This window comes from Bradyrhizobium sp. 215_C5_N1_1 (assembly GCF_052075935.1).
GTDB lineage: Bacteria > Pseudomonadota > Alphaproteobacteria > Rhizobiales > Xanthobacteraceae > Bradyrhizobium > Bradyrhizobium barranii.
Genome location: NZ_CP197228.1, coordinates 8,323,655 through 8,339,896, shown reverse-complemented (window position 1 = coordinate 8,339,896; position 16,242 = coordinate 8,323,655). Strand labels below are relative to the sequence as shown.

General features: G+C 58.6%; 15 protein-coding genes and 3 pseudogenes. 9 read left to right on the top strand and 9 right to left on the bottom strand.

Translation table 11 applies throughout. The features are described from left to right. Window positions 1-277: 277 nt before the first annotated feature. The 3 genes from AB7G19_RS40200 to AB7G19_RS40190 are packed head-to-tail and all read left to right on the top strand — an operon-like array spanning window position 278 to window position 3,802. Window positions 278-1,171, top strand: coding sequence for a DUF72 domain-containing protein (locus AB7G19_RS40200; RefSeq protein ID WP_439034293.1), 894 nt, complete (start codon window positions 278-280; stop codon window positions 1,169-1,171). 58 nt (window positions 1,172-1,229) lie between these two features. Further along, complete coding sequence (locus tag AB7G19_RS40195; RefSeq protein ID WP_439037677.1) at window positions 1,230-2,735, top strand: FAD-dependent oxidoreductase; 1,506 nt, start codon at window positions 1,230-1,232, stop codon at window positions 2,733-2,735. A gap of 35 nt (window positions 2,736-2,770) precedes the next feature. Further along, window positions 2,771-3,802, top strand: coding sequence for an ATP-dependent DNA ligase (locus AB7G19_RS40190; RefSeq protein WP_354134864.1), 1,032 nt, complete (start codon window positions 2,771-2,773; stop codon window positions 3,800-3,802). Between the two features lie 148 nt (window positions 3,803-3,950). Here the strand turns inward: AB7G19_RS40190 and AB7G19_RS40185 are convergent, their stop codons facing one another. From AB7G19_RS40185 to AB7G19_RS40175, 3 genes are all read right to left on the bottom strand, one after another. Next, window positions 3,951-4,877, bottom strand: coding sequence for a transglutaminase family protein (locus AB7G19_RS40185; RefSeq protein WP_439037678.1), 927 nt, complete (start codon window positions 4,875-4,877; stop codon window positions 3,951-3,953). 236 nt (window positions 4,878-5,113) lie between these two features. Beyond that, window positions 5,114-5,296 carry a hypothetical protein gene (locus AB7G19_RS40180; RefSeq protein WP_439037679.1) on the bottom strand — a complete coding sequence of 61 codons (183 nt, stop codon included), beginning with the start codon at window positions 5,294-5,296 and terminating at the stop codon, window positions 5,114-5,116. Window positions 5,297-5,388: 92 nt separating this feature from the next. After that, window positions 5,389-5,877, bottom strand: a complete 489-nt coding sequence (locus AB7G19_RS40175; RefSeq protein ID WP_071915852.1) for a YciE/YciF ferroxidase family protein — start codon at window positions 5,875-5,877, stop codon at window positions 5,389-5,391. Window positions 5,878-6,085: 208 nt separating this feature from the next. Here AB7G19_RS40175 and AB7G19_RS40170 point away from each other — a divergent pair. Next, a pseudogene (locus AB7G19_RS40170) lies at window positions 6,086-6,298 on the top strand (DUF2252 family protein); the annotation flags it as partial. A gap of 93 nt (window positions 6,299-6,391) precedes the next feature. On the opposite strand, the gene AB7G19_RS40165 reads toward AB7G19_RS40170, so the two are convergent. The 3 genes from AB7G19_RS40165 to AB7G19_RS40155 form a co-directional block, all read right to left on the bottom strand. Further along, window positions 6,392-6,547, bottom strand: coding sequence for a hypothetical protein (locus AB7G19_RS40165; RefSeq protein WP_439034296.1), 156 nt, complete (start codon window positions 6,545-6,547; stop codon window positions 6,392-6,394). Window positions 6,548-6,664: 117 nt separating this feature from the next. Continuing rightward, complete coding sequence (locus AB7G19_RS40160; protein WP_354112621.1) at window positions 6,665-7,936, bottom strand: hypothetical protein; 1,272 nt, start codon at window positions 7,934-7,936, stop codon at window positions 6,665-6,667. A gap of 29 nt (window positions 7,937-7,965) precedes the next feature. Continuing rightward, entirely contained in the window at window positions 7,966-9,144 is a 1,179-nt protein-coding gene (locus AB7G19_RS40155; RefSeq protein ID WP_439034298.1) for a zinc-dependent alcohol dehydrogenase, read from the bottom strand. Window positions 9,145-9,268: 124 nt separating this feature from the next. Here AB7G19_RS40155 and AB7G19_RS40150 point away from each other — a divergent pair, with 124 nt between their 5' ends. The 3 genes from AB7G19_RS40150 to AB7G19_RS40140 all read left to right on the top strand — a co-directional run bounded on the left by AB7G19_RS40150 (window position 9,269) and on the right by AB7G19_RS40140 (window position 13,464). Then, window positions 9,269-9,544 (top strand): SDR family NAD(P)-dependent oxidoreductase, encoded by a 276-nt coding sequence (locus tag AB7G19_RS40150; protein ID WP_439037680.1) that lies wholly within the window; start codon window positions 9,269-9,271, stop codon window positions 9,542-9,544. Between the two features lie 90 nt (window positions 9,545-9,634). Then, a complete protein-coding gene (locus tag AB7G19_RS40145) occupies window positions 9,635-9,874 on the top strand; it encodes a hypothetical protein (protein WP_439034300.1) in 240 nt (79 codons plus the stop codon). A 1,061-nt stretch (window positions 9,875-10,935) separates the two neighbouring features. Then, entirely contained in the window at window positions 10,936-13,464 is a 2,529-nt protein-coding gene (locus tag AB7G19_RS40140) for an excinuclease ABC subunit A (RefSeq protein WP_439037681.1), read from the top strand. On the opposite strand, the gene AB7G19_RS40135 is transcribed toward AB7G19_RS40140, so the two are convergent. The 3 genes and pseudogenes from AB7G19_RS40135 to AB7G19_RS40125 form a co-directional block, all read right to left on the bottom strand. Next, entirely contained in the window at window positions 13,461-13,676 is a 216-nt protein-coding gene (locus tag AB7G19_RS40135; RefSeq protein WP_354134855.1) for a hypothetical protein, read from the bottom strand. The genes AB7G19_RS40140 and AB7G19_RS40135 overlap by 4 nt on opposite strands. A 17-nt stretch (window positions 13,677-13,693) precedes the next feature. Beyond that, a complete protein-coding gene (locus tag AB7G19_RS40130; RefSeq protein ID WP_354134854.1) occupies window positions 13,694-13,942 on the bottom strand; it encodes a hypothetical protein in 249 nt (82 codons plus the stop codon). A 146-nt stretch (window positions 13,943-14,088) separates the two neighbouring features. Then, window positions 14,089-14,438, bottom strand: a pseudogene (locus tag AB7G19_RS40125) (hypothetical protein). 417 nt (window positions 14,439-14,855) lie between these two features. On the opposite strand from AB7G19_RS40125, the pseudogene AB7G19_RS40120 reads away from it, so the two are divergent. Both AB7G19_RS40120 and AB7G19_RS40115 read left to right on the top strand, forming a co-directional pair. Beyond that, a pseudogene (locus tag AB7G19_RS40120) lies at window positions 14,856-15,872 on the top strand (IS110 family transposase); the annotation flags it as partial. A gap of 204 nt (window positions 15,873-16,076) precedes the next feature. After that, window positions 16,077-16,232: a hypothetical protein gene (locus AB7G19_RS40115; protein WP_354134852.1), complete on the top strand. Its 156-nt coding sequence runs from the start codon at window positions 16,077-16,079 to the stop codon at window positions 16,230-16,232. The last annotated feature ends 10 nt before the right edge of the window (window positions 16,233-16,242 follow it).

Genomic DNA, 16,242 nt, shown 5'->3' with positions numbered 1-16,242 from the left:
TATGGCCATCAGCACGCAAAGCAAACTTGGCCCTGACGATCGCGGCCAACGGTGGCCTCGTTCTCTGGACGGTGGATGAAATCGTCCGTGGCGTCAATCCTTGGCGGCGCTCTCTCGGTGCAGTCGTTCTTCTCTACGAATTCACGACCCTTTTTAAACGACGGTAAAGATTCCGCACGCGGGAGCGGGAGCCCAGATGTCGCCGCGGACTTGCATTGTAACGGCGCCAGCAGGGCTCGCGAGGCTGTAGCGGTAGGCAATCGAGGGTCGTTCGCAGATGGCACCACCGACGCGGATCGAATTGACCCCCGAGGAGCTCCGAGAACGCAGACGTCTGCGACGCGAAAAGCAGCGCGAGGACAATATCAAGCGTGCCGCAAAGATGCATGCTGCTCGCCTCAAGACAAAAACTGACCGTCCAAAGGATCCGCCGCGACACAGACAGTTTGTCCACGTCGGATGCTCCGGCTGGCGTTATTGGAAATGGCGGGACTCATTCTATGCAGACGTGCCGCAAACCGAGTGGTTTAATCATTACTTAACGCGTTTCGACACTGTCGAAATCAATGCATCCTTTTACTCGTGGCCGACAGTCGCCGGTGTCCAATCCTGGCGGCGGCAGCCCGGGAGGAAGAAGTTCATCTACACCGTCAAAGTCTCCGAACTCATCACCCACGTGAAACGATTCAAAGCGACAAAGACGCTCATCCGGGATTTTGGAATGATCGCCGACATTCTGGGTGACCGGATGGGCTGCTTTCTGTTTCAAATGCCGCCGAGCTATCGTTACACCAAGACCTGTCTTAATGACATAGTCTGCCAGCTGGATCCCGAGCGTCGCAACGTCGTGGAGTTTCGGCACGCGAGTTGGTGGAATGAAGAGGTCTATGAGGCTTTTCGTATCGCGGGGATTATCTTCTGCTCCTGCAGCGCGCCACGCTTGCCGGACGAACTCGTTCGGACGAGCGATGAACTCTACATCCGCCTGCACGGCCCAAAGCGATGGTATCGTCACGATTATTCCAAGAGCGAGCTGGAGATCTGGGCCAAAAGGATCAAGGCGAGCGGTGCGAAGCGGGCCTGGGTCTATTTCAACAATGACAACGACGCGCACGCTCCCAAGAACGCGACGACCTTCAGGCGCATGCTGGCCGTTGTACTCAAGGTCTGAGACGTAGAATTGGAACTCTGCCTGACATGGGAACGTTCTCACGTGTTTGGAGAACATCATGACCAGCAAATCGCTCTGGATGGATATTGACGTCGCACCTGATGCGCGCGTGCTCGATGGCGCGCAGGAGTGCGACGTCGCCGTGATTGGCTCCGGGATCGCCGGGATATCAACGGCGTATGAGCTTTGCCAGCGCGGCAAGTCCGTCATTGTCATCGACCGCGGCCGAATTTGCGGTGGCATGACGTCGAGGACGTCGGCTCACCTTGCTCCTTTGTGCGATGATCTCGTCAGCGAAATGACGAAGATCAGGGGGCACGAGGCGACAAAGCTCTTTTGCGACAGCCAGGCGGCTGCCATCGACCGCATCGAGGAAATCCAGAAGATAGAGAAGATCCACTGCGACTTTCGCAGGCTTGACGGCTATCTCATTCAGGGGCGGGACATGCCGTCCGATATCATCGACCAGGAAATGGATGCGGTCCGCGAGGTCGGAGCTCCCTTCCACCGGCTGATGGGCGTATCCCTCAAAGGGTGCGAGGGCCGCCACGTTCTGCGCTATCCCCGGCAAGCGACTTTTCATCCCCTCAAATACCTGGCCGGGGTGGCAAAGGCCTGCAGTAAGAATGGCGTGACCTTTTTCCGAGACAGTCCGGTCGACGAAGTGACTGAAGACAATGGTGTCGTGACGGTTAAAGCCGCGCGCGGCGCCATTCGCGCCAAACATGCCGTTGTCGCAACCAACTCTTCGATCTCCGACCGCTTTGCCATCCACACGAAGACGGCTCCCTATCGGACCTATGTTATCACCTTCGAGATCAATCGCGGTGCGATACCTGACGCGCTCTACTGGGACACTGAAGATCCTTACCATTATGTCCGCCTGCAGCCCGGTCCCGCCAATACCGACTATGTGCTGGTGGGAGGCGAAGATCACAAAAGCGGAGAGGCAGACGACGCTGATGAGCGTTTTGACAGACTGGAAGCCTGGGCCCGCAGCCTGGTTTCCGGCCTCGGCAAAGAGACGCATCGCTGGTCCGGGCAGGTGCTCGATACAATCGATTATGCCGGCTTCATCGGACGGGATTCCGGCGGCAAGAATATCTACGTCGCGATGGGCGATTCCGGGCAAGGCCTGACGCACGGTGTCGCCGGCGCGATGCTGAATACGAGCCTCGTTTTTGGTGAGGATCACCCCTGGAAAGACATCTACGAGCCGGGCCGGGTTCCTCTTAAGGCCGCGAAGAACTTTGTGACTGAGAACATTACCGCACTTAAAAGCTTTGCTGAGTATGCGGCGCCTGGCGAGATTAACTCACTGGACGATCTCAAGCTTGGCAAAGGCGCGGTCGTGCGGCGTGGACTGAAAAAACTTGCAGCCTTTAAAGACGAGGCAGGTGCGCTGCACCTGAGGTCGGCGAGTTGCACGCATGTGGGTTGTCACCTGCATTGGAACAGCTTTGAGACGTGTTGGGACTGCCCCTGTCATGGATCGATGTTCGATGTCGACGGACAGCCAATCAACGCTCCTGCCATCGGGCCTCTCGCTCGTGTGGAAGACTGAGCGGCGTGAAAAAGCGCCGCATCGCAATCAAGGCCATGGAGGCCCGTTCGGTCGACGCCATTCCGATCGGCGAGCTATGGCTGTACGAACCGAAGTGGGATGGCTTCCGTTGCCTTCTGGTGCGGGAGGGCGAGCAAGTCGACCTCCATTCGAAGTCCGGGCAGAACCTCAACCGGTACTTTCCCGAAGTCATGGCCGGCGCGCTTGCGGTCCGCGAAAAAAGCTTTGTCCTCGATGGCGAGATCGTCGTTCCGACCGGCGGTCAACTCTCATTCGATGATTTGTTGCAGCGCATTCACCCTGCTGCAAGCCGCGTGAAGAAACTGGCGGCAGAGAGCCCGGCCTTGTTCCTCGCGTTCGACCTCTTGTTGAAAGGCGGAAGCGATCTGGCGGGTGAGCCTCTCGCCAAGCGGCGGCCACTTCTGGAGAATTTCGCCGCTCGTTTCTTCTCGAAGACAAACCTGTTTCGCCTTTCGCCGGCCAGCTCGAAGCTGAGGGATGCCCAACGTTGGCTCGCGTCGGCGGGCGGTGGAAGCGATGGCGTCATCGCGAAGCGCCTCGACCTTCCATACCAGGCCGGCAATCGAGAGGGTATGCAAAAGATCAAGCGTTATCGTAGTGCGGACTGTGTCATCGGCGGCTTTCGCTACGGCGAAAACCGTCTAGCGGGCCGGCAGGTCGTCGGGTCGATTCTTCTCGGGCTCTACGATGATGACGGGTTGCTGCACCACGTTGGATTCTCGTCGGGGATCAAAGCAAAGGACAGGCCGGCTTTGACCGACAAGCTCGAAGCCGTCAAGCAAGCTCAGAGCTTTACAGGAAATGCCCCTGGCGGTCCCAGTCGCTGGTCGACGAAGCGATCGCCAGAATGGCAGCCGGTCAAGCCGAAATATGTGGTCGAAGTGTCCTACGATCATTTCACCGGCGGTCGCTTTCGTCACGGGACTTCGATCATCAGGTGGCGACCGGACAAAAAGCCTTCTCAATGCACGTTCGAACAGGTTAGGCAAAGAGCCGATCGCACCCTCCTATCAAGGCTCGGGATTGGTGGACGTTTGTCTCGGTAAAGAGGTTGCGCACCGTTACTCCGGAATGAGCGGGCGCTATCGTTGGCATAATGCGCTCGCGAGCAGCCCGCGATCCGGCTTGTTGACGTTGTCGCCGGACATGTTTGGATTGCGAGCACTACGGCGGTCCTCCCCTTGGCGCAGTTCATCAGGGCGATCTCGCCTTGTCCTGGCTCTTATCGGTGATGAGAACGCCATTAGCGCTCCCGCCTTCCGCGGTGACCGAGACAGTCACGCCCATGCTCAGGAAGCTATCGCTTGGGCCAAAGAAGCTTCCTGATACTGGTATGCACTGGCTGATATCGCGGGCAACTGCGACGGGGATCAGATTTCGACCACCGACGCTGCGGTTCGTCGGGTCGAAGGTGACCCAGCCCGCACCTGGTAGGAACACCTCGGCCCAAGCATGGGTCGAGCCAGCATCGCCCGAACCTAGGAGCTGATGGCTCGGGTCGTGGAGGTAGCCGGAGACGAGCCGCGCGCCGAAGCCGAGCTTTCGTGCGGATTCGGCGAACAAGACTGCAAAGTCGCGGCACGATCCCCGCCCGCGGTCGAGTGACTCCTCGGGAGATTGCGTGCCCTCGATTTCACGGCTCTGGTACCGAACGCGCTGGGCGACTCCGGCGTTCAGGTCTTTGAGCAGTGAAAGCGTATCGGTTGGGTTGCTACGTATAAACCCTCTCGTCCAGTTTTGCAGTCGCCCGCCCGGATCAGGGTATTGGGCAATAGTTAATGCGCCGAGGTCGGTCCATTCTTCGTCGGAGTAGCGGAACGGGTATGAAATGGCCGAGGCAGCGATATCGAACACCGGCCAATCGACTGCATCGAGAAGAATATCGGCTTCGCTGCCAATAACGAGCGTCGGGGCTGTGTCTGCAAAGTTGATCAGGGCGACAGTGTTGCCAAACACATCCTGGGCCCACTTGGTCACAGCGTCCGGCGTGATCGTCAAGATGTGTGACATCAGCCGCAATTCGCGGCTTTCGCGAGGGCGTAGCATTAGGCGGTGTGGAGAGAGATGTACTGCCTCTCTAAAACGATAGGTGGTCGTATGGCGGATTCGTATCGCCGTCATCTCGGCCTCCGTTTGTCAGGCCCATGGATTCTACAGCGGCCTCGCGACCTGAGATCCCGTATCTTGCAGCAGAAAACGATGGCCGCGAGCGTGGCGCTAATCACGTTCGCGCCGACGATCATCCAATCGAATAACACCGTAGACGATCCAAAAACCCGAGACCGAGGGTCAGCGCCCAGAGCATGAAGAGCGAGAGATCCTCCGTGGACCCGCGTGGCCACGCCTCATACGGCCAACTAGACCAACTCGGCGTTAGGCGCGGCCTTTGTAGGCTGCGTGCTACTCACCGGGGTCAGAGCCGGAAAGCTGTCTTTCAAGCCTCTCTCAAGTTCATCGTCTTGCTTCTTATCACTGCGCATTTCCTGCTTGGAATCGGCGGCGTGTTTGTCAGTCGGCGCCGGATTGAACTTTTCACTCATGTGATTGTCTTTCTAAATCGAAACGAAACGCTGCATTGAGAGCCGGGAAGGGCCGTCCGGAGGGCGGCGCTTCCCGATCCTTACAGGGTGGTTCAGGCTGCTTCCGCGTTGACTGCCGTCTCAGCAAGCTTTGTCAGCGCATCGTCGGTCTTCTTCTCTTCGGCCAACGTCTGATCCAACAACTTGACCGCATCCTTCATACCAAGCTTCGTGGCCCAGCTCTTAAGCGTCCCGTACCTGGATATCTCATAGTGCTCGACCGCCTGAGCGGCAGCCAAGAGCCCGGCATCAAGTGCCGGCTCACCCTTGTACTCGTCCATGATCTCGGTGCCCTCATCGAGAATGCCTTCGATCGCGTCACACTTCTTTCCGCGCGCCGGCTTTTCGAGAAGCTCGAAGATCTGTTCGAGGCGACCGATTTGACCTTCGGTCTCATCGTGATGTTTTTCAAATGCCGCCCGAAGTTGATCGGAATTGGCGGCCTTCGCCATCTTCGGCAAAGCCTTATAGATCTGTTTTTCGGCGTAGTAGATATCCTTGAGGGTATCGAGGAAAAGCGCATTTAGATCTTTGTCGGCCATCGGAACGCTCCATAAGTAAAAGGATTGATGCACGGCAACATGAGGTTGAGGCGATTGTTCCTAGCCAAAAGCAGCCCGGCCGAGTCTGGCTGCAGTGAGCCGCTCTACGTCGCAAGAATGAAAAGCCAACGATACCATTGGGTTCAAATTTCTGGCCACTTGCGCCGGAAGAGACCAGCGATGTCAAAGGCTTTTCCCGAAAGCCGCGTTGCACCACCTGGCCGTATCACTGCGATCACGCGATGACGACGCCGATGTTGAATTCATTGACGCGGAGTACTGGATGAAAGGCTGCAGTTCGCTCGGAAAGCTGCGTCTCGCGGGTCTCTGCAGCTTCGGTAACGGCAGAAAGAGGGACTTGGCATTGATGGACGTGAAAGATGCTGTCAAGCTGGCGGCCCCCCCGGTATGTGACGAGAAGATGCCGAAGACAATTCGGAGCCGGTTGTCGAAGGCGCTACACACCTCTCGCCCATGCTCGGCAAACGGCGGCGCAATTCGGAGAGAACTAGGATCAGGCGGACGACGAATTCTTGAGGTTGCGCGCCTTCTCACGCAAATCGTCGATGCGATCATGTGCGCCCTGACGTGTGAGAAGCTCGCCCGACTTGTCCAGGATATCGGCCTCACGGCAGAGCTTCGTGATCTCGCCGCGCTGTTCGTCAGTCATGGGTCGTGATGGGCATTCAAGGTCATGCTGTATTATGTCCCCGTGGCCTTCCCGTGGAGGCGATTCCAGGATTGAAAGGCCAGTATAACGAGCCTGACCTTGACTGAGCTCTGACGCTCAGGATCGGGAAACTGAAGCAAGCCACCAGTCGCCGATCGCTCGCGTCAGATCGATCCAGAGGCTCGAGGGGAGATCAGGCACGGCGATGCGGACGCTGTAACGGTCGGTCGTCAGGTCGTGAAACCATTCGGTCGCGGCAAAATCAAAGCCGAAACTCCCAGCGTGACGGATTGGAAAGCCGACTTCGCTTAGCTCCTCGCTCATGGCTGCGGCCGCCTGCCGGGCTGCCGCTTCGTCGAGAGGTTCGCGAGATCCCAACGTGACGTATAGTCCGTGAACGGGCTGCAACTGCGACGGCACGCCTCGCAGCCTCAAGGCGAAATGCCGGGAGGAGAAACGACCGTTACGAAGGATCGAGGCCATACGCCTCCTCGTCAGGCGACGGTAAGCGGATGTGCCTACGAATGGCGGAAAGTGCGCGGGTAAGGCTGCGTTGCCCAGGAGCCTTATGGCGTTGCGCGTTTCCGCCATAAGCTCTTCGAGGCATGAGGAAGGAATCCGCTGTGTCGCGAAATCGCTGCGGATCAACGTAATGGAACCTAGCCGCCCGTACTCCGCACCCAACGAATCCAACTTATTGTGACTCCGGACCAGGATCAGCGGAACGCCCCGGCGCCTCGACCACCTGATTACCTGCTCAATACGTCCCGAACTTCCGGTGAAACATGTTGTGTCGAAGATGATGAGGTCGAAATGCAGCTTTCCGCAATTGACGACGTCGCCGAAATCGCGAGACGCGATGCATGAATCCAGCAACAGGACTCTGCGAGAGGTACTGTCCGTCGAGAAACTCTGGATCGACCCGATTACCAGGTGCAGTTGCTGCGCATAGCCGTCGATCAGTTCTAATGTTTCCCCGTAAGAGCCTGGCAGCGCAACGACCTCGCCACCTTTCATCGACTTGGAGAGTGCGAGGAGTAGCGAAGCAATCGCCCCCATTCCCGAAGCCGTGTAGATCGTTTGTCGAGCGTGCCGCTCATCGAGCGCATAGAATGACGGTCCTTCTACGGCCAGGTCAGCGCGTTGATAGTCGTATTGAAACTTAAAGGGCCCGCTGGATGGACGCGCGCTGCCCGCCCATGCGGTCTCGGTGGCGTTCCACTCCTGCGTCTCATGCGCGGCTCTGAGAGCTGCGGTCAGCTGAAATTTACGACGAATGACTTCGGCGACCGAATCAGGACGATCCAGTGATAGCGGTGCAGCCAGGCAGCTGTTCAGAAGCTTCAGTTCTTCCAGCTTGCGATCGAAATACGCGTCTGTGCTCTCCATCCTAATCCTGCTCGGATAGCCGACAGTCGTCAGGCTCCGAAAGGCTTCATCACAACTTTGATGCAACCGTCCTTCTTGTCCCGGAAGGTCTTGTAGAGTTCCGGCCCCTCCTCGAGTGTTGCCCGATGGGTGATGACGAAGGATGGATCGATTTCGCCTTTCTGGATGCGCTCCATAAGCTTCGGCATGTAATGCTGGACGGGGGTCTGGGCCATCCGGAAGGTGAGGCCGCGATTGATGGCGCTGCCCATAGGAATCTTGTCCAGATACCCGCCATAGACGCCGACGATCGAAACCGTGCCGAAATTTCGGCAGCACTCGATCGCCTGTCGAAGAACGTGCGGCCTGTCCGTTCCCATGAAGGTCGCGACCTTGATCCGGTCGATCACAGAGCCAATGCTGGCAGTGGTTTCAGGCTCGGTGCCGACGGCGTCGATGCAGGCATCCGCGCCGCGCCCGCCGGTCAACTCCTGGATGCGATCGTAGATGTCGTCGTTCTGGAAATCGAGTGTGATTGCACCCGATTGTCTGGCGAGTGCCAACCGTTCAGGAACGGTATCGATCGCCAGCACGCGCTCCGCCCCCAACAAAAAGGCGCTCTTGATAGCGAACTGCCCGACAGGACCGCATCCCCAGACAGCCACTGTTTCGCCGCCCTTTATGTTGCAGAACTCGGCGGCCATGTAGCCGGTCGGAAAGATGTCCGACAGGAACAGCACCTGTTCATCGGTGAGACCTTCCGGGACCTTGTAAGGACCGACATCGGCGTAGGGCACGCGCAGGTACTCCGCCTGACCGCCGGCAAAACCACCGAGCATATGCGAATAACCGAACAAACCGGCCGGAGAATGCCCCCACATCTTCTCGGCCATCTTGGCGTTGGGGTTGGACCGCTCGCATCCGGAGTAGAAGCCGTTCTTGCAGAAGAAGCATTCACCGCAGGAGATCGTGAAGGGCACCACGACGCGGTCGCCGACGTTGAGCTTGGTATTGTCTTTGCCGACGTCGACGACCTCGCCCATCGTCTCGTGGCCCACCACGTCGCCTTTTTCCATGCTCGGCATGACGCCGTCGAGCAGATGCAGGTCCGAACCGCAGATCGCGCAGGCAGTCACCTTGATGATGGCGTCGCGGCCATGCTCGATCTTGGGATCCGGCACGGTCTCGCACCGGATGTCGCCTTTGCCGTGCCAAGTGAGAGCTTTCATGTAGGGAACTCCAAGCGAATGATGACGGCTAAGCTTAATTGCGTCTCGAAGTTCCTATCGCGTTAGGAACGGCGGCTGCCTAGCGCGATTAAGGAGGCAACCTGGGACCAAACGGAGAGCCGAGATGGTCAGGCAATTTGCAATCGTGCCCGGCGCATCTACAGGGATCGGTTACGAGTTTGCGCGCATATGCGCGCGCGATGGGTATGACCTTCTGATTGCCGCAGACGAGGTGGAAATTGAAAGGGCGGCCGCCGACCTGCGACGTGAGCCTGGCGCGGAGGTCGTCGAAGCCCTCCACCTCGACCTCGCCACGCAGGAAGGCATCTCCACGCGGCCATCAGGGGCCGTCCGATCGACGTGCTCACGGCGAATCTTCGACGCGTTGTACACCGCCTGAAAGCTGCCGGGCGTAGAGCCGGCAATCGAGGCCTCTCTGAATTCACTGTCGTTTGCGCTTCGCGAGGAGCTTCGCGATTCCGAAATCAGCGTGACCTGCCTCATGCAGGGCGCGACCGAGACCGAGTTTTTCAAGCGCGCCGACATGCTCGACACCAAGGTGGGCTCAGAGGACAAAGACGATCCTGCCATGGTCGCGCGCCAGGGCTTCGACGCCATGGTGAAAGGCGAGTGCGATGTTGTCCAGTCTGCAGTGGCAAATGCGACGCCCGCGGAGATGCTCGCAAAACAGCATCGTAAAATGGCGGAACCCGGCTCCGCCAAGCATTAGCCGGCAGGAGGAAATGTCATGCTTACGAAATCAATGCTGGTTGGCGCCGTCTTGGCTGTCAGCTCAACTATCGCTTTCGGCGGCCCTTGCAATACAGCTAACCGCGATGCCGGCTCTGGACCCGTCACGACGGGCCAAGCGAGTACGAGCACGGGCACCCCCTCGCCAAGCGCCAAGGAGCATCCGCCAACTTCTGCCATGAACAAGTCGAGCGAGAACACCGCAACCTCGTCGCAGGACGCCCAGCGCCAGATGCAAAGCCAGCCGACGGCAGCTGAACAGAAGACGACCACCGGCGCCCGCGACAACGAGTGCTAGGCGGAAAAACTCCCAGGCCGAGCGCGAGAGGTTGGTGGTGGCCCTGCTTCTCGTGCTCGACGTCTAGTAGAGGAAAGCCAGAGGATCCATATATTCTGCCGTCGCCGTATCGGCGCATAGGATCGTAGGGTTACACAGCGGTTGTCTTTCCTCGGCGTGGAGGGCGAGGAGTTCATTGATGGATGAAGCGGTGAAACGGACGGAACAACCAGTCGTGGGCCGACCGGCGCACGGCTACGTGCGCGTTCGCGGTGCTCGCTGGTTCAGCACAAGAGCTAGTTACCAAAGGTACAGCGAGCACGCCGTGCGGCGCAGTACTTAGGATGTCGACCGACTATCAGCTATAGTCAATCGGGCCTCAGATTGGCGGCAATCGCCAAGAATAGGAAGGGTCTTTTAGATCGGATCGACGACGTTCAGTGTGGGCGCGCGGACTTTGGCTGCATACTCGTTTACGACGTCAGCCGTTGGGGGCGCTTCCAGGACTTTGATGAGAGCGCGTATTATGAGTTCTTGTGCAAGCGTAAGGGTGTGCGTGTTGAGTACTGTGCAGAGTAGAAGTCCTCAACATTTGTCGGGAACTGAACGACGGGCGCGAGAGCCGGTTCCTAGATGTAAATCACAGGAGCTCGGGCTTTCGGCGCTAAGGGACGGCCGGTGACTGTTACGGAACCGGTCATTTCCCGGAGACTTTCCTCTTCGAGACGGCCACAGCGTTTCCGCGAGTGGCGAGGAACCGTACGATGGACAAGTCGCTGATCGGCGATAAGGGCGAGCAGAATATCCATACAGACGACGGTTTCGTCCGCGTCCGCGGAGCCCGCGAGCACAATCTGAAGGACGTTTCGCTCGAGATACCCCGAAATGCGCTCGTGGTGTTCACGGGCGTGTCCGGATCCGGGAAGTCGTCGCTCGCCTTCGGGACCTTGTACGCAGAGGCCCAGCGGCGCTACTTGGAATCGGTCTCACCGTACGCCCGCCGCCTTTTCCACCAAATGGCAGTGCCCGAAGTAGACTCGATCGAGGGGCTTCCCCCCTCAGTCGCCTTGCAGCAACAGCGAGGCTCGCCGACGACAAGGTCATCAGTCGGCAGCGTGACGACCCTGTCCAATCTGCTGCGGATGCTGTACTCGCGCGCCGGCGACTATCCGCAGCATCAACCGTTGCTATATGCGGAGTCGTTCTCGCCCAACACGCCCGAGGGCGCTTGTCTCAATTGCCATGGCATTGGCCGCGTCCATGCTGTCGACGAACGCCAGCTCGTTCCCGACGATACGCTGACCATCCGAGAGCGGGCCGTAGCCGCGTGGCCAAGCGCCTGGCAAGGCCAAAACCTGCGCGATATTCTCGTCACCCTCGGCTACGACGTAGACAAGCCGTGGCGCGAATTGCCGAAGAAAGATCGGGACTGGATCCTGTTCACTGACGAGCAGCCGACGGTGCCGGTCTACGCGGGTTATACGCCTGCCGAGACGAGGAGGGCACTGAAGCGGAAGGAGGAGCCGAGCTATCAAGGTACTTTTACCGGCGCGCGCAAATACGTGCTGCAGACGTTCGCCACGACGCAGAGCGCTATGATGAAACGCCGGGTGGCACAATTTCTGTCGAGCTCAAATTGCCCAGTCTGCAAGGGGAAGCGGCTTAAACCCGAACCGCTGTCTGTCACCTTCGCCGGAATGGACATTGCCGAGGTTTCGCGACTGCCGTTGAACCAGCTCCGCTTGTTGCTCGGCGGGCATCTCGACAAGAAAAGGAATCAATTCGTCGGCCATCCTGAGAAGGCTCTCGTGGTGCAACGGATAACGGAGGACGTGTCGGCACGCCTTGAAGTGCTACTTGATCTCGGTCTTGGCTATTTGACGCCCGAACGCAGCACGCCGACGCTGTCGCCAGGCGAGCTACAGCGGCTTCGATTGGCGACGCAGGTCCGCTCTAATCTGTTCGGAGTGGTCTATGTCCTGGATGAGCCCTCTGCGGGACTGCATCCGGCGGACACGGAAGCCTTGTTGCGCGCTCTCGACCGCCTGAAGTCGGCCGGCAACTCGCTCTTCGTCGTCGAACACGAGCTCGACGTGGTGCGGCACGCCGATTGGATCGTCGACGTCGGCCCCGACGCAGGCGCGCAGGGAGGGCGTATTATGTACAGCGGTCCCCTGGCAGGACTGAAAGACGTGGAAGCGTCTCGGACGCGACCTTACCTCTGTGGCCAGCACGAGAGGGTGGCAAGGGCTCCACGAGACCCCCGCGGATGGCTCAAGCTTCGCGGTGTCACGCGCAACAATCTCAATCGGCTAGACACGGAAATTCCGCTCGGCGTGTTTACGAGCGTCACGGGGATTTCGGGATCCGGCAAGTCGAGCCTCATTAGTCAGTTTCTTGTCGATGCCGTGGGCGACGAACTGGGCCAGCGCAAAGAGGCGGGCGACGAGGACGACAAGCTAGAGACTCCGGTCGAAACCTTAGGTGGCGAGATTGCGGAAGGCCTCGATGACATCAAGCGATTGGTAGTCGTGGACCAGAAGCCGATCGGCCGTACGCCGAGATCGAATCTCGCGACTTACACCGGCCTGCTGGATCATGTTCGCAAGATTTTCGCCTCAACCAAACAGTCGCGTGCAAGGCGCTATGACGCGGGCAGGTTCTCCTTCAATGTAGCGAAAGGCCGTTGCGAGACGTGCCAAGGGGAAGGCTTCGTCTGTGTCGAGCTTCTCTTCCTGCCGAGCGTTTACGCTCCCTGTCCGACTTGCAAAGGCGCGCGGTACAACGCCAAAACGTTGGAGGTCAAGATCCGGAACAAATCAATCGCTGACGTGCTGGCGTTGACTGTGGACGAAGCGTTCGAGTTCTTCAGTAGTGAGGATTTTCTACGTCGTTGTCTGGGCGTGCTTCGCGACGTCGGGCTCGGGTATATCCGGCTCGGCCAGTCGGCGACCGAACTGTCAGGAGGCGAGGCGCAGCGGGTCAAGCTCGCCACCGAGCTGCAACGGGCGCAACGTGGTCAGACACTCTACGTTTTGGATGAACCGACGACTGGACTTCATCCGTCGGACGTCACCAAATTGATGAGGCAACTGCACGGCCTGGTTGAGGCCGGCAATACGGTCATCGTGGTCGAGCACGACATGACGGTGGCTGCCGCCAGCGACTGGATCATCGATATTGGGCCCGGTGCCGGCGACGAAGGCGGTCGGATAGTAGCCTCAGGCACGCCGTCGCAGGTCGCGAAGAAATCGCGCAGCCGGACAGCAAATTATCTCGCAGCCGTCCTCTAAGATCCTGAATCTGTTGCCTTCAACGCCGCCAGGCGCTTGTGTAGAAAGGCCAGAACCATAAGGGGCGTCAGTTGCGCGTACTGCTTCTTGAATTTTTGAGCTATTTTCGCTTCGATCATATCGACGAATTCGCCGGACATGTAGGCAGTCAAGACCTCTGGATGTACGTAGCTCTTGCGGCAGATGGCAGGCGTGTTGCGCGATTTCTTCATGATCCGCTCCCGAGATATCAGGTGCTCGCGGGTGGCGCGACCATGCCCATGTCTATTGTCGAAGTGCCGGGCGCGGAAGGCTCTGAAACATAGATTAGGGGTTCGGGCTGAGTTAGGCGTTGAAGCTCAGCCATTTCTTCACACAGTCGCCGCGTGATGAACTGACGCTCGATATCCGACAATCTGGTCCCGAGCAGACTGCGATAGCGGGTGATGTTGTTGCGATGGGCACGCAAGCGGGCGAGGTTCTCGTCGATCATGGTCATCACTCTTGATCGTCTTCGATTGTCCTTCAATTCCCAAGGATATTCCCGCCAAAAAACTTAAAATGACGGGGATCGGTGTCAAGCTTTTTTTGCGCTGCGAAATTCGTTACCGAAAAAGGCTAGAAGCGTCTTCCGTTAAGACTGCATCAAGTCATGCTGCCACGCATGAAGCACCGGACGCGTGGATGGCCGTCGATGTAATGCCTCCAGACCATTGTACGGCCGAAGCGGTTTGGTTCCTTGACGACGGCGTCGTCAGGCACGTTGACCCATTCGTTGTCGATGCGACGCGGTAACGCCCGCTATTGGACTCCCAATCCGCATCAGAAACGATGTATCCGTCAACATCGGTGCAGCACTTTCCAAATTCGCTCTGCAAGCTTTCAAACCATGACTTCAGCGGAGAGTTGTCGTATCGGCCATCATCGTGTGCGAGTGCTGGCGTTACTAGCACCGCCAAGCTAAGCAACAGTGCCGCAGGTTTTGCCGGAAACATCTCTTTGCCTCCGCGATCTTCACCGGCCGATCCGCTGTCTTGATGCGAACAAGGCTGGCAATCCGGAAAACAAGATGGCGCTTACAGCTGCGTCTCGATGATGAGCGCAACGGCCACAATCGTTCGAGGCTTCGTCATGGGAGACCTTCGTCCCCGGCGCTTATGCACGTAAGTCCTTCAACTCGAGGCAAAGGTTCAACAACAACAGCTTAACTAAATGTCAGCTCAGCTGGCTGTTTGGTCCAGGCGATCGGTGGAATCCGCTTTTGGCCTTGGCAGGTCTTCGTGAAATGTCAGCGTCTGCACCGCAGTTGGCGAGTAAGCGGACACCGCGGATCTATGATGGGGTGGACGCACCGCCCGACGGCATCGATGTGCCAAAGTGGAGGTGTTGAGCACCACTTAAGGGAGGCGTCCTTGTCAGAGCTTATCATAATCGGTCTGGATATCGCCAAGCATGTTTTCCACGCTCATGGAGCAGACGGGAAAGGGCGAGCTATATTCAGCAAACGGATCAGCCGAGGAAAGCTGCTGGATTTCTTCGCAGCCCAGCCGAGTTGCACGGTAGCTCCGGAGGCATGTGGCGGAGCGCATCACTGGGCCCGTCAGCTGACCCAGCTTGGCCATGAAGTTCGGCTGATCCCTCCCGCCTACGTAAAGCCGTTTGTGAAGCGGCAAAAGAATGACGCGATCGATGCTGAGGCGATCTGCGAAGCGGCGCAGCGGCCGAGCATGCGGTTCGTGGCCGTGAAGAGCGAACAGCAACAGGCGGCGGGTCTGGTGTTTCGGACCCGTGACCTACTCGTGCGGCAGCGAACCCAGCTCATCAACGCGATCCGGGGTCACCTCACTGAATATGGTTGGATTGCACCCAAGGGGCCGTCGCATGTGGCGACTCTTGTCGATCTGATCGAGGAAGAAGCGATGGCCAGCTCGCTTCCCGAAGCGGCCCACACCATGTTCCGATTGATGTTAGACCTGCTGACCGACCTCAATGGCAAGATCGCAGACCTCGACAAGGAGATCGCGCGACGCGCTCGCGAGGACGAAGTATCGCGCAGGCTGATGACCGTTCCTGGCATCGGCCCGATCTCCGCCACCGCGATCGCCGCTCTAGCACCGCCGGCCGAGACTTTTGCCAAAGGCCGTGACTTCGCCGCTTGGTTGGGTCTCACGCCTCTTCAAAGGTCGACAGGCGGCAAGCAGAAGCTCGGTGCGACATCCAAGATGGGCGAACGCACGCTCAGGCGCCTCCTCATCATCGGCAGCAGCGCGGTCGTGCAACAGGCGAGCAAACGCGGTGCGCCAAGGGGGGCGTGGCTCGAACAGATGCTGGCTCGCAAACCGCGGATGCTGGTAACCGTCGCGCTCGCTAACAAGATGGCGCGGATCGTCTGGGCGCTACTCGTCAAGTGCGAAAACTACAGAGCTCCGGTGCGGCCAAGGCGTGATCTTGGCGGGCCAGAGGTCGTCGCAGGTGCAGTCGGTCGAAGGAGGGTATGGCGCAACAGTCGGCGAGACGGGGCCGGAAGAACCAGATGTACTCATCGTGCCTGGAGCACGCATTTATGATTTGGTTCCGGTCCGCGAACTCCCATACGGGCCCGCAGCTCCATCGCTGCATCAGAGGCCGGACAGATGGCAGCATCCGACGACGTGCCAATCTTCTTCAAAAACCGCCTGCATCTGGCGGGGCGTCCACAGATGAGTACACGCCTAAATTCAGAACACTCAACATTTGTTGGAGCCTGCGATGAAACCAAGGCGGAGAATATCGACGGCGCCCAGCCTTGAGCCGGTGCGT

Excerpts from the sequence above, each read along its gene's own strand:
- AB7G19_RS40200 (WP_439034293.1), top strand. The coding sequence starts at position 278 with ATGGCACCACCGACGCGGATCGAATTGACCCCCGAGGAGCTCCGAGAA.
- AB7G19_RS40195 (WP_439037677.1), top strand. The coding sequence starts at position 1,230 with ATGACCAGCAAATCGCTCTGGATGGATATTGACGTCGCACCTGATGCG.
- AB7G19_RS40190 (WP_354134864.1), top strand. The coding sequence starts at position 2,771 with ATGGAGGCCCGTTCGGTCGACGCCATTCCGATCGGCGAGCTATGGCTG.
- AB7G19_RS40185 (WP_439037678.1), bottom strand. The coding sequence starts at position 4,877 with ATGACGGCGATACGAATCCGCCATACGACCACCTATCGTTTTAGAGAG.
- AB7G19_RS40180 (WP_439037679.1), bottom strand. The coding sequence starts at position 5,296 with ATGAGTGAAAAGTTCAATCCGGCGCCGACTGACAAACACGCCGCCGAT.
- AB7G19_RS40175 (WP_071915852.1), bottom strand. The coding sequence starts at position 5,877 with ATGGCCGACAAAGATCTAAATGCGCTTTTCCTCGATACCCTCAAGGAT.
- AB7G19_RS40165 (WP_439034296.1), bottom strand. The coding sequence starts at position 6,547 with ATGACTGACGAACAGCGCGGCGAGATCACGAAGCTCTGCCGTGAGGCC.
- AB7G19_RS40160 (WP_354112621.1), bottom strand. The coding sequence starts at position 7,936 with ATGGAGAGCACAGACGCGTATTTCGATCGCAAGCTGGAAGAACTGAAG.
- AB7G19_RS40155 (WP_439034298.1), bottom strand. The coding sequence starts at position 9,144 with ATGAAAGCTCTCACTTGGCACGGCAAAGGCGACATCCGGTGCGAGACC.
- AB7G19_RS40150 (WP_439037680.1), top strand. The coding sequence starts at position 9,269 with ATGGTCAGGCAATTTGCAATCGTGCCCGGCGCATCTACAGGGATCGGT.
- AB7G19_RS40140 (WP_439037681.1), top strand. The coding sequence starts at position 10,936 with ATGGACAAGTCGCTGATCGGCGATAAGGGCGAGCAGAATATCCATACA.
- AB7G19_RS40135 (WP_354134855.1), bottom strand. The coding sequence starts at position 13,676 with ATGAAGAAATCGCGCAACACGCCTGCCATCTGCCGCAAGAGCTACGTA.
- AB7G19_RS40130 (WP_354134854.1), bottom strand. The coding sequence starts at position 13,942 with ATGACCATGATCGACGAGAACCTCGCCCGCTTGCGTGCCCATCGCAAC.
- AB7G19_RS40115 (WP_354134852.1), top strand. The coding sequence starts at position 16,077 with ATGGCAGCATCCGACGACGTGCCAATCTTCTTCAAAAACCGCCTGCAT.